Here is a 12,705-nt window from a genome sequence, read left to right on the forward strand (position 1 = left end):
TCCAGGACTCAGGCGGTGTGGCGGTCTCCCCTAGCGAACTCGCCGACGGCGAAGGGCCCGACACCGCGGGTCAGTTGAAGCGTGGTGCTGGGTGTGCGCCGGGGCGAGGTCCCCCGCGACGACGCCGGCCGCCAGGCTCCCCCGGGTCCGCGGGGCGGATGACGAGCGCCCCGGACGCCGACAGGTATAGTCCACTCCGATCAACTGGGCAAGATCGAAGCGGCTTTGACCCTCAGTCTTTCCCGAGTTGAGACCTCGGGCTTTCCCGAGTTGAGACCTCGCGCCGGCCCCGGCGGGCGACTGCGGCGCCATGGCGTCCGGCAGGTGCGCCGCGCCCCGTACGCGCGGCCGACCGGACGCGGGCGTGCCGCGCGACACCAGCCCCGAGACCCTTGACACCACTGGTGTCTCACGCCCTACTTAACACTGCGCGACTCGGGTGACAACGTTGTCGGATTCGGTGGGCTTCGAGGCTTCGTGGAGGCAGCTTCGTGGATAGGCAAGGGATGCGGCTCAGGCTCGGAAACCGCCGCCGAGGGCGCCGATGGGCCCGCCCCGCGGCCCTCCTCCTGGCCACCGTAATGGTGACGAGCGCTCAGGTCACGCAGGGCGGAGCCGTGTCGGCGGGCCCTCCGGGGCCCGGGGCTGCGGCGACCGAGCGCTTCGCCTCGTCCTTCGAGGCGGGCGAGCCGCAGCCCGATTGGCGCAACGCCGTCGAGACCGGCCCCGACGGACGCAGACGCTCCGCGGGGGTCGACGGCGACGACACCAGCGGCATCCCCGGCAATGTCACCGACCGGGTCACCGCCGTCCGCGCCAGCGGCGAGCACGCCGAGGCGGGGGAGGTGAAGGAGAACCTGATCGACGGGGAGAGCGCGACCAAATGGCTCGACTTCGAGCGGGCCGCCTGGCTGGAATTCGAGCTGGCCCAGCCGGTCAAGGCCGTGCGCTACGCCCTGACCTCCGCGAACGACGCCCCCGGCCGGGACCCGCGGGACTGGACGCTCAAGGGCTCCGACGACGGAAAGAACTGGACGACCCTCGACTCCCGCCGGGACCAGAGCTTCGAAAGGCGCCTGCAGACCCGGGAGTTCTCCTTCGAGGGCACCACCGCCTACCGGCAGTACCGCCTGGAGATAACCCGTAACAGCGGCGAGCCCGTCCTGCAGCTCGCCGAGGTGCAGCTGGCCACGGGCGGCAACGGCACTCCCCCGCCCCCCGACATGCGCAGCCACGTCGACCGGGGCCCGACCGGCTCCCCCACCGCCAAGGCCCGCGTGGGCTTCACCGGCACCCACGCGCTGCGCTACGGGGGCGTGCACCAGGCCACCGGGCGCGGCTACTCGTACAACAAGGTCTTCGGCGTGCGCACCAAGGTCACGCCGAGGACCCTGCTGTCGTACAAGGTCTTCCCCTCCATGCCCGAGCGGGACGCCCGCTACCCGGCCACCCATGTCTCGATCGACCTCGCCTTCACCGACGGCACCTACCTCAGCGACCTGGGCGCCGTCGATCAGCACGGCGCGCGGCTGACCCCGCAGGGCCAGGCCGCCTCCCGGACGCTCTACGTCAATCAGTGGAACAACAAGGAGTCGCACATCGGGGCCGTCGCCGCCGGCAAGACCGTCGAGCGCGTCCTGATCGCCTACGACTCCCCGGTCGGCCCCGCGAAGTTCCGGGGCTGGGTGGACGACATCTCGCTCGCCCCGGCCCCCCGCGAGAAGGCCCCGGCCCACCCGGCGGACTGGGCCCTCACCACGCGCGGCACCCACTCCAGCTCGAACTTCTCGCGCGGCAACACCTTCCCGGCCACCGCCGTCCCGCACGGCTTCACCTTCTGGACCCCCCTCACCAACGCGGGCTCCATGGACTGGCTCTACCAGTACGCGGCCACCAACAACCCCGACAACCTCCCCACCGTCCAGGCCTTCGGCGCGAGCCATCAGCCGAGCCCCTGGATGGGCGACCGGCAGACCTTCCAGGTCATGCCCTCGGTGGCCCCGGACATCCCCTCCGCCTCACGCTCCGCACGCGCCCTCCCCTTCCGGCACTCCCACGAAATCGCCCGGCCGCACTACTACGGCGTCACCTTCGAGAACGGCCTGAAGGCCGAGATCGTCCCCAGCGACCACGCCGCGATGATGCGATTCACCTTTCCGGGCGACAATGCCAGCGTCATCCTTGACAACGTCAAGAACAAGGGTGGTCTGACCCTCGACCCGGCCGGCAGGTCCTTCACCGCCTATTCCGACGTCCGGAGCGGCCTGTCCAAGGGCGCCGGCCGCCTCTTCGTCTACGGCGTCTTCGACTCGCCCGTCACCGCGGGCGGCAAGGTCAAGGGGGACGCCGGGGGCGACGCCGCCGACGGCGTGACCGGCTATCTGCGCTTCGCGCCGGCCCGGGCCCGTACCGTCACCCTGCGCATCGCGACCTCCCTCATCGGCGTCGACCAGGCGAAGGCCAACCTGGAGCAGGAGATCCCGGCGAGCACCTCCTTCGGCAGCGTCCACGACCGCGCCCGCGCCGCGTGGGACGCCATCCTCGGCCGCGTCGAGGTCGAGGGCGCGAGCCGCGACCAGCTCACCACCCTCTACTCCAGCCTCTACCGCCTGTACCTGTATCCCAACTCCGGTCACGAGAACACCGGCACGGCGCGGCGCCCACGCCTCCGTTACGCCAGCCCCTTCTCACCGCCGGCGGGCGAGGACACCCCGACGACGACCGGCGCGAGAATCGTCGACGGGCAGGTGTACGTCAACAACGGCTTCTGGGACACCTACCGCACCGCCTGGCCCGCCTACTCCCTCCTCACCCCCGAGCTGGCCGGCAAGCTGGTCGACGGGTTCGTCCAGCAGTACAAGGACGGCGGCTGGATCTCGCGCTGGTCCTCCCCCGGCTACGCCGACCTGATGACGGGCACCAGCTCGGACGTCGCCTTCGCCGACGCCCACGTCAAGGGCGTCGCCTTCGACGGCGAGGCGGCGTACGAGGCCGCGCTGAAGAACGCGACCGTCGCCCCCGACGACCCCGGCACCGGCCGCAAGGGCATGGAGACCTCCGTCTTCCTCGGCTACACGAGCACCAGGATCCGCGAGGGCACGTCCTGGGCGCTGGAGGGCTACCTCAACGACTTCGGCCTGGCGAGGATGGGCCAGTCCCTCTACCAACGGACGCACAAGCCCCGCTACCGTGAGGAGTCCGCCTACTTCCTCAACCGTGCCCGCGGCTACGTCAAGCACTTCGACTCCCGGATCGGCTTCTTCCAGGGCAAGGACGAGAGCGGCGCCTGGCGGCTCGGACCCGACTCCTACGACCCCCGCGTCTGGGGCCATGACTACACCGAGGCCAACGGCTGGAACTTCGCCTTCACCGCCCCCCAGGACACCCGCGGCCTCGCCAACCTCTACGGCGGCCGTACGGGCCTGGCGAAGAAGCTCGACGCCTACTTCTCCACCCCCGAGACGGGCGACCCGGAGTTCGCGGGCTCCTACGGCGGCGTCATCCACGAGATGACGGAGGCCCGGGACGTCCGCATGGGCATGTACGGCCACAGCAACCAGCCCTCCCACCACGTCGCCTACCTCTACGACGCCGCCGGGCAGCCGTGGAAGACCCAGGAGAAGGTCCGCGAGGTCCTCTCCCGGCTCTACCTCGGCAGCGAGATCGGCCAGGGCTATCCGGGCGACGAGGACAACGGCGAGATGTCGGCCTGGTACGTCTTCAGCGCGCTCGGCTTCTACCCGCTGGTGATGGGCCAGGGCGAGTACGCGGTCGGCGCCCCCTTGTTCACCAAGGCCACCGTCCACCTGGAGAACGGCCGCGACCTGGTGATCAAGGCCCCCCGCAACAGCGCCCGCAACCTCTACGTCCAGTCCCTCCGCGTCAACGGCCGCTCCTGGGACTCCACCGCCCTCCCCCACTCCCTCCTGGCCAAGGGCGCCACCCTTGAGTTCACCATGGGCCCGAGCCCGTCGTCCTGGGGCACGACCGAGAGGGCCGCCCCCACCTCGATCACCCAGGACGACAAGATCCCCTCCCCCCTCTCGGACATCACCCTCCCCGGCGACTCGGCCCTCACAGACGACCACTCCCGCACGGACGCCCCCCTCACGACGACCAACCTGACAACGACATCCGGCCCGTCCCGCGTGACCACGTACACCCTCACCTCCTCGGACCGCACGAAGGCCCCGACGGCCTGGGTCCTGCGCGGCTCGAACGACGCCACCCACTGGACCGACCTCGACCGCCGCTCGGGCGAATCCTTCACCTGGGACCGCCAGACCCGCCCGTTCGAGGTCCGAGCACCGGGGGCGTACCGGCTCTACCGGCTGGAGGCGGTGGGGAGTTCGGGGGGCTCGGGGGGCGAGGCGAGGCTGGCGGAGGTGGAGTTGCTGGCCTGACTTAAATTGCGATTGACACATAAAGGGTGTGTGAAATGATCTCTCCATGGTCGGGCGACATTGCCCCGCTTACGCGGGGTAAGTCACCCTATGTCCCTATTAATGGAGCCTTACTTGACCCACGTTTCCGGCCGTAAGCGCGGACGCGCCCTTTCCCGTCTCACCACCGCGGCGATAGCCGTCGCCCTGGTCGGCGCCACCGCGGGCGCCGCTGCCGCGGACACGCCGCCTCCGGCTTCATCGCCCGCGGCAGCGGCGCAGCAGGCCGAGAAGACCGCTCCCCAGCCGAAGGCCGCGCCGCGGGCGCTGCGGTCCGCCGAGGGCCCCACGGCCGAGGCGCCCCGCTTCCCCCTGATCACGGCCGACCGTGACGGCGTCGGCTACGCGTACGACCAGAACCACCACGGCGGGTTCGGCGATCAGCGGATCATCGGCTTCGGTTGGAACAACTTCACCGAGGCGACAGCGGTCGACCACAACCGTGACGGCAAGTGGGACGCCTGGTACGTCCGCCACAGCGACGGCCAGCTGGAGTACACCGGCGGCGGCGGTTCGATGCTGGGCGGCGGCTGGAACATCTACGACCGCTTCCTCTCCCCGGGCGACCTGGGCGGCGCGGGCGAGTCCGACCTGATCGCCCGCGACAAGTCCGGCGTCCTGTGGATCTACCTGGCCCACCCGGACGGCACCCTCAGCGACCGCTTCCGCGTCGGCCCCGGCTGGGACCAGTACACGGACCTCGCGGGCCGCGGTGACCTCAACGGCGACGGCAAGCCCGACATCGTCGCCAAGGACAAGGCGGGCGTCCTCTGGTTCTACAAGGGCACCGGCGACTACAAGGACCCGTTCGAGAGCCGGGTCAAGGTCGGCGGCGGCTGGAACGCCTACGACAAGCTCGTGAGCGTCGGCGACATGGACGACGACGGCCGCAGCGACATGCTCGCCCGCGACAAGTCGGGCATCCTGTGGTTCTACAAGGGCAACGGCAACGCAACCGACCCCTTCGAGAACCGCACGAAGATCGGCGGCGGCTGGGACCAGTTCGTCACGATGTTCTGATCCGGTGACGGCTTCGCACCGTTCCGCCTGAACGCTCTTCCCACCCCTGCGTAAAGCAGCAGCAAAGGCTTCTGGCACGATCCGAGTGTCTCGCGGCGCCCCGCAGGGGGCGCCGCGTCTTTCTCATCGTTCTAGGAGAACCACGTGGCCCTTTCCTCCGGCCGCAAGCGCGGACGCGCCCTGTCGCGCGTCGCCATCGCGGCGATAGCCGCCGCACTGGTCGGCACCACCGCCGGTACCGCGTCCGCCGCCCCCACCGCCCCGGCGCCCTACTTCCCGTTCATGGCCTCGAAGGCGTCCGGCGAACTCTACGAGTACCTGCCCAACGGCGCGGGCGGCTTCGGCGACCGCAAGCTGGTCGAGAACGAGTGGACCGGCATCACGGCCGCCATGCAGACCGACCAGGACCAGGACGGCACCGCGGACCACTCGTACATCCGGCTGACCGACGGCATGCTGTTCTTCGCCGACACCAGGGACGAGACCGGCGAGAAGGAGCCCGTCTACGTCGGCGGTGGCTGGACCATCTACGACCGTCTTCTCTCCCCGGGCAACCTCGGCGGCACCAAGGAGCCCGACGTCCTCGCCCGCGACAAGTCCGGCGTGCTCTGGATCTACCAGGGCCGTGCGGACGGCACTCTCGGCGACCGCTACCGCGTCGGTCCCGGCTGGGACATGTTCACCCACATCGCCGGCCGCGGCGACCTCAACGGCGATGGCAGGACCGACATCCTCGCCAAGGACAAGGCGGGCGTCCTCTGGTTCTACAAGGGCACGGGCGACCCCACCCGGCCGTTCGAGAGCCGCGTCAAGGTCGGCAGCGGCTGGAACATCTTCGACACCCTGGTCTCCAGCGGTGACGTGAACGGCGACGGCCGCAGCGACATGCTCGCCCGCGACACCGCCGGCGTCCTGTGGCTCTACAAGGGCAACGGCAACCAGAGCGACCCGTTCGAGAGCCGTGTGCGCATCGGCGGCGGCTGGGGTCAGTACAACAACTTCTTCTAGGCCCGGCCGGGCCGTACCTCCGACGGGGTGCGGCCCGCCTCCTTGTGAAGATCCTGTGCAATGATCCAGGAATCTCGCGGCGTCCCCGACCAGGGACGCCGCGATCTTTTCCATCGGCATAGGAGAACTACGTGGGGAATCTTCCCAGCCGTAAGCACGGGCGCGCGCTGTCCCGCCTCGCCACCGCGGCGATAGCCGCCGCGCTGGTCGGCGGCGCCGCCGGCACCGCTGTCGCGGACAGTCCCGCACCGCCCGCTCAGGACCTGCAGAAGACCACCGCGGCCACCGCGCCCAGGACGGTCACCTCGGCACCCACCTCGCAGTCCCCGGCCGACGCGCCTCGCTTCCCGCTGATGGCGGTCAACGGAACGACCCTCTACCAGTACTGGCGAGACGGGCAGGGCGGCTTCGCCGACCGCAAGGCGGTCAACGACAAGTGGCGGGACATCACTTCCGCTGTGCTGGTCGACCTCGACCAGGACGGCCTGGCGGAGGGTCACTACTTCCGTACGCTCGACGGCTCGCTGTACTACATCCGCGGCGGCAAGAACGAGAACGACCCGGTCGTCCAGAAGCGCATCGGCGGCGGCTGGAACATCTACAACCGCATCACCTCCCCCGGCAACCTCGGCGGGGCGAACCAGGCGGACCTCATCGCCCGGGACCAGGCCGGTGTGCTGTGGCTGTACCTGGCCTACCCGGACGGCACCCTGAGCGACCGCATCCGCGTCGGTGCCGGCTGGGACCAGTTCACCGACATCGTCGGCCGTGGCGATCTGAACGGCGACAGCAAGGCCGACATCGTCGCCAAGGACCGCGACGGCGTCCTGTGGTTCTACAAGGGCACCGGCGACAGCAAGGATCCCTTCGAGAGCCGCGTCAAGGTCGGCAGCGGCTGGGACACCTACAACATGCTGGTGGCCACCGGTGACGTCGACGGCGACAACCGCAGCGACCTGCTCGCCCGCGACAAGTCCGGCGTCCTGTGGCTCTACCGGGGCAATGGCAACGCCACCGACCCCTTCGAGAACCGCACGAAGATCGGCGGCGGCTGGGACCAGTACAGCACGATGTTCTGATCCGGGTTCTGATCCGGCCGCATGACGCCATGACGAAGGGCCGCACCCCCCGGGTGCGGCCCTTCCGCTTGCCCGGCGGCGGCCGGCCCCCTACCGCCGCGCCGATCTCCAGGCGAGACGCACCAACCCCCGCACCACCGGCACCAGCGCCAACACCAGCCCCGCAATCGGCAGGACGAGCAGCAGGCTCTGCAGGCACGCCGAGGTCACGCCCAGGACGGGGTTGCCCGTAGCAGTGGCGTTCTCCATCAGGAAATTGATCTTCTGCCAGTCCGCCCGGAGCAGTTGGGGCAGATGGACGAGCACCATGCCCAACTGGAGGAGGAGCACCGGGATCAGGAACATGACCCAGACCGCGACGACGATCTGCGGCCGGCGTTTCAGGGCCCGGAGCCGTTCGTCCTGTGGGCGTCGGAGGAGGAACCGCTGGAGGATGGGGCCGATGTATTTGAAGAGGTCGGGGATGCCGATCAGGTCCGCGACGATGTAGTAGCCGTCGAACCGCAGCGTGGGGAGAAGCTGCTGGATCATCTCGAGGTGGACGCAGAAGATGGCCACCAGGAGGGGCTGGAAGCCGGTCGCCCCGTAGACGGCGATCAGGGCCAGGGCGAAGAGCGCGTTGAAGTAGACGCCGCCCAGGTCGGTCCGGATGCGCCCCGCGCGGCCCAGCCGGTAGGAGTTGGTGATATCGGTGTAGAAGGCGGGCCACACGAGGTAGATGCCGCATCCCATGGCGCCGGGACGCACCCCTCCGTAGCGGCACGCCGCACCGTGGCCCAATTCGTGGAATGCGCAAGAGGCGATGGCCAGGAAGACGACGAGCAGCACGTTGGCCGGGGAGAAGAGCACTGATTGCAGCGCGGCACCGGTGTCCTGGGTCGCCCACAGCCATGCCTCGCATCCTACGAACGCGCCGAGAGCGCCGGCCGCCACCAAAGGGCGGAACAGCCAGGCGAAAAGGCCGGAGAGGAACCAGGTCACATGCTCCGGCACCACCGCCAGCCGGAACCGGAAGGCGAGGAACGGGTCGCTTCTCACGAGGGGCGGAGGCGGCGAGCCGTCGCTGTGGGTGGTGACGCCGAGAGGGGCGAGCTTTTTGTCGACGAGGAACGCGACGTGTTCCTCGGTGAATTGGCGGCCGGTCTCGCGGGAGAGTTCGGCGGCCACGCGCACCATGACCGGTTCCCGCTCGCAGTCCTGGTGGTGCCGGTCGTCCAACGCCCGTACGACCTGGTAGAGCAGGGGCGGGAGCCGGACGATCTGGCCGTCCGGGCGGCAGACCAGGTGGGGCGGCTCACGGTAGCCGGAGTCCTCGAACTCGCCGACCAATTCGATGCCGGCCACCAGCGCGGGCTCCCCCACCCGCCCGGCTTCGTCGGTGCGCGAGGCGAATGGCAGTGACATGGGCGCTCTCCGTGAGATGGCTGGCGGACGGCCCGCGCGGTGGCGGGGAAGGACCGGAGGAATCCCGGCCCTTCCCCGGGCGCGTACGGCGAGCCGCTAGGCGATCAGTGGCTGGAGACGGCCGCCGGGACGCAGTGCAGGCCGGTGGCGGGGTTCTGGGAGTGCAGGCTGAGCGAGCTCAGCAGGCCGGCGGGCTGCTGCCGGTCCACGGACTGGCAGGCCGACAGCATCGTGGTGCCGTGGTCGGACGCCGGCGGGGCGTACACGCCGCCGCCCGAGGCCGCCGCGGAGCTGCTGGCTCCGGCACCGGCGCCCGCGCCGCCGGCGGGATCACCCGGCCCGGCGAGGCCGAGCGGAGTGGCGATGATGCCCATGACGGTCCGCTCGGGCAGCACCTCGCCCGCGATGGTGTCGAGTTCCTCGAAGCTGATGGCGTTTTCCATGTCCGTACCCCTTCTCGAAAAGCGGCGGTCAGCGGCTGGAGATAGCCGCAGGAATACACGTGGTGCTGTAACCGGGGTTGCTGGAAGCGAGTCCCAGCGCAATGAGCAGGGGAGAGTTGCCCGCGTTCTGCCGGTATTGGCAGGCGTAGGCCACCGTCGTTCCGTGGTCCGTTTTCACGAGCGTCGGATACACGGGTTGCTCGGTGCCCGTGGTGCCTGCCGCCGACAGCACACTCGAAAGCGCGATCCGCGGGGGAAGCTCCTCACCGCACAGCCGGCCGAGTTCGCCGAAGGTCACGGCGGTTCCCATCGCTCACCCCTCCCTCTGGGACGACACCTCGCGTCGTCCCGGGCGGGAGCCTAACCAGGAGCGGAATACGCAACACCTCTCCAACCCCCTGATCACCCGGTCGTGTTGGGGGGTGGCACAAGAAGGTGCAAGGGGAACGCACGCCCGCCCGCGCGGCCGGAACGGTTCCTCTGAACGCGGCCGGAACGGTTCCCCTGGAGCAGGGCCCTGAACGCGGCAGGGCCGCACCCCGTACGAGACGGGGTGCGGCCCTCAACCGCTCGGCTGTGCCGCCGGAACCGCTTACTTGCGGATCAGCGAGCGCAGCACGTACTGCATGATGCCGCCGTTGCGGTAGTAGTCCGCCTCACCGGGGGTGTCGATGCGGACGACCGCGTCGAACTCCACGCCGGTGTCGGTGGTGACCTTGACCGTGCGGGGCGTGCGGCCCTCGTTGAGCTCGGTCACACCGGTGAAGGTGAAGGTCTCCTCGCCGGTCAGGCCCAGGGACTCCGCCGAGGCGCCCTCGGGGAACTGCAGGGGCAGGACGCCCATGCCGATGAGGTTCGAGCGGTGGATGCGCTCGTAGGACTCGGCGATGACGGCCTTGACGCCGAGCAGCGCGGTGCCCTTGGCGGCCCAGTCGCGGGACGAGCCGGAGCCGTACTCCTTGCCGGCCAGGACGACCAGCGGGATGCCCTGCTCGATGTAGTTGCGCGAGGCGTCGTAGATGAAGGAGACGGGGGCGTCGTCCTTCGTGAAGTCGCGGGTGAAGCCGCCCTCGGTGCCCGGCGCGATCTGGTTGCGCAGGCGGATGTTGGCGAACGTACCGCGGATCATGACCTCGTGGTTGCCGCGGCGGGAGCCGTAGCTGTTGAAGTCACGACGCTCGACACCGTGCTCGGTGAGGTACTTGCCGGCCGGGGTGTCGGCCTTGATGGCACCGGCCGGGGAGATGTGGTCGGTGGTGACCGAGTCGCCCAGCTTCGCCAGCACGCGGGCACCGGTGATGTCGGTGACCGGGGTGGTGTCCATCGTCATGCCCTCGAAGTACGGGGGCTTACGGACGTAGGTGGACTCGGTGTCCCACTCGAAGGTGTTGCCGGTCGGGATCGGCAGCGCCTGCCACTGGGCGTCGCCCGCGAAGACGTCCTGGTAGGACTTGTTGAACATGTCCTCGCCGATGGCGTTGGCCACGACGTCGTTGACCTCGGCCTCGGACGGCCAGATGTCCTTCAGGAAGACCGGGTTGCCCTCGGTGTCGATGCCCAGGGCGTCCTTGGTGATGTCCACCTTCATGGAGCCCGCGATGGCGTACGCGACGACCAGCGGCGGGGAGGCCAGGTAGTTCATCTTGACGTCGGGGTTGATGCGACCCTCGAAGTTGCGGTTGCCGGAGAGCACCGAGGTGACGGCCAGGTCGTGGTCGTTGACGGCCTTGGAGACCTCCTCCGGCAGCGGGCCGGAGTTGCCGATGCAGGTGGTGCAGCCGTAGCCGACGAGGTTGAAGCCGACCTTGTCGAGGTAGGGGGTCAGGCCCGCCTTGTCGAAGTAGTCGGTGACGACCTTCGAGCCCGGGGCGAGGGTGGTCTTGACCCACGGCTTGCGGGTCAGGCCCTTCTCGACCGCCTTCTTGGCCACGAGCGCGGCGGCGACCATGACGTAGGGGTTCGAGGTGTTGGTGCAGGAGGTGATCGCGGCGACGGTGACGGCGCCGTGGTCGATCTCGTACGTCGAGCCGTCGGGGGCGGTCACGGTGACCGGCTTCGACGGGGCGCCGGTGGAGATGGCCGGGGCGTCGGAGGCCGGGAAGGACTCCTTGCCCGCCTCGTCGACCTCGTCGACGTAGTTGCGGACGTCCTGCGCGAACTGCGCGGCGGCCTCGGCGAGGACGATGCGGTCCTGCGGGCGCTTGGGGCCGGCGATGGAGGGGACGACCGTGGAGAGGTCGAGCTCGAGCTTCTCGGAGAAGTCGGGCTCGGCGGCCGGGTCGAGCCAGAGGCCCTGCTCCTTGGCGTACGCCTCGACGAGCGCGACCTGCTGCTCGGAGCGGCCGGTGAGCTTGAGGTACTTCAGCGTCTCGCCGTCGATCGGGAACATCGCGGCGGTGGAGCCGAACTCCGGCGACATGTTGCCGATGGTGGCGCGGTTGGCCAGCGAGGTGGCGGCGACGCCCTCGCCGTAGAACTCGACGAACTTGCCGACGACGCCGTGCTTGCGCAGCATCTCGGTGATCGTGAGGACGAGGTCGGTGGCGGTGGTGCCGGCCGGGAGCTCACCGGTCAGCTTGAAGCCGACGACGCGCGGGATGAGCATGGAGACCGGCTGGCCGAGCATCGCGGCCTCGGCCTCGATGCCGCCGACGCCCCAGCCGAGCACACCGAGGCCGTTGACCATGGTGGTGTGCGAGTCGGTGCCGACGAGGGTGTCGGGGTAGGCCTGGCCGTTGCGGACCATGACCGTACGGGCCAGGTGCTCGATGTTCACCTGGTGGACGATGCCGGTGCCCGGGGGGACGACCTTGAACTCGTCGAACGCGGTCTGGCCCCAGCGCAGGAACTGGTAGCGCTCCTTGTTGCGGCCGTACTCGAGCTCGACGTTCTGGCCGAAGGCGTCCTTGGTGCCGAACTTGTCGGCGATGACGGAGTGGTCGATGACCAGCTCGGCGGGGGCCAGCGGGTTGATCTTCGCCGGGTCGCCGCCGAGCTCCTTGACGGCCTCACGCATGGTGGCGAGGTCGACGACGCAGGGCACACCGGTGAAGTCCTGCATGATCACGCGGGCCGGCGTGAACTGGATCTCCTGGCTGGGCTGGGCCTGCGAGTCCCAGTTGCCCAGCGCGCGGATGTGGTCGGCGGTGATGTTCGCGCCGTCCTCCGTGCGGAGCAGGTTCTCCAGCAGCACCTTCAGGCTGTAGGGCAGGCGGGCGGAGCCCTCGACCTTGTCCAGCTTGAAGATCTCGTACGACTCGTCGCCCACCTGCAGCGTGCTGCGGGCGTCGAAGCTGTTCGCCGACACGA

At 69.6% G+C, this 12,705-nt stretch carries 8 protein-coding genes; 4 read left to right on the forward strand and 4 right to left on the reverse strand.

Features of this window, described 5'->3' with window-relative positions; genetic code table 11:
• The first annotated feature begins 506 nt into the window (after window positions 1-506).
• From ACIGXW_RS18055 to ACIGXW_RS18070, 4 genes are all read left to right on the forward strand, one after another.
• The gene (locus ACIGXW_RS18055; protein ID WP_399573886.1) at window positions 507-4,403 is read left to right on the forward strand and encodes a GH92 family glycosyl hydrolase; all 3,897 of its coding nucleotides are present in this window, start codon (window positions 507-509) and stop codon (window positions 4,401-4,403) included.
• Window positions 4,404-4,517: 114 nt separating this feature from the next.
• Entirely contained in the window at window positions 4,518-5,462 is a 945-nt protein-coding gene (locus ACIGXW_RS18060; RefSeq protein ID WP_399573887.1) for an FG-GAP repeat domain-containing protein, read from the forward strand.
• Window positions 5,463-5,606: 144 nt separating this feature from the next.
• Window positions 5,607-6,470, forward strand: a complete 864-nt coding sequence (locus ACIGXW_RS18065; protein WP_399573888.1) for an FG-GAP repeat domain-containing protein — start codon at window positions 5,607-5,609, stop codon at window positions 6,468-6,470.
• A gap of 131 nt (window positions 6,471-6,601) precedes the next feature.
• Entirely contained in the window at window positions 6,602-7,549 is a 948-nt protein-coding gene (locus tag ACIGXW_RS18070) for an FG-GAP repeat domain-containing protein (protein ID WP_399573889.1), read from the forward strand.
• 90 nt (window positions 7,550-7,639) lie between these two features.
• Here ACIGXW_RS18070 and ACIGXW_RS18075 read toward each other — a convergent pair whose 3' ends face one another.
• From ACIGXW_RS18075 to acnA, 4 genes are all read right to left on the reverse strand, one after another.
• On the reverse strand, window positions 7,640-8,953 hold the full coding sequence (locus ACIGXW_RS18075) for a hypothetical protein (protein ID WP_399573890.1): 1,314 nt from the start codon (window positions 8,951-8,953) through the stop codon (window positions 7,640-7,642).
• Between the two features lie 104 nt (window positions 8,954-9,057).
• Window positions 9,058-9,396, reverse strand: coding sequence for a hypothetical protein (locus tag ACIGXW_RS18080; protein ID WP_071963377.1), 339 nt, complete (start codon window positions 9,394-9,396; stop codon window positions 9,058-9,060).
• Between the two features lie 28 nt (window positions 9,397-9,424).
• Window positions 9,425-9,706 carry a hypothetical protein gene (locus ACIGXW_RS18085; RefSeq protein ID WP_143170255.1) on the reverse strand — a complete coding sequence of 94 codons (282 nt, stop codon included), beginning with the start codon at window positions 9,704-9,706 and terminating at the stop codon, window positions 9,425-9,427.
• Between the two features lie 282 nt (window positions 9,707-9,988).
• The gene (gene acnA, locus ACIGXW_RS18090; protein WP_399573891.1) at window positions 9,989-12,703 is read right to left on the reverse strand and encodes an aconitate hydratase AcnA; all 2,715 of its coding nucleotides are present in this window, start codon (window positions 12,701-12,703) and stop codon (window positions 9,989-9,991) included.
• Window positions 12,704-12,705 lie beyond the last annotated feature (2 nt).

The organism is Streptomyces sp. NPDC053079, from assembly GCF_044546695.1.
Lineage (GTDB): Bacteria > Actinomycetota > Actinomycetes > Streptomycetales > Streptomycetaceae > Streptomyces.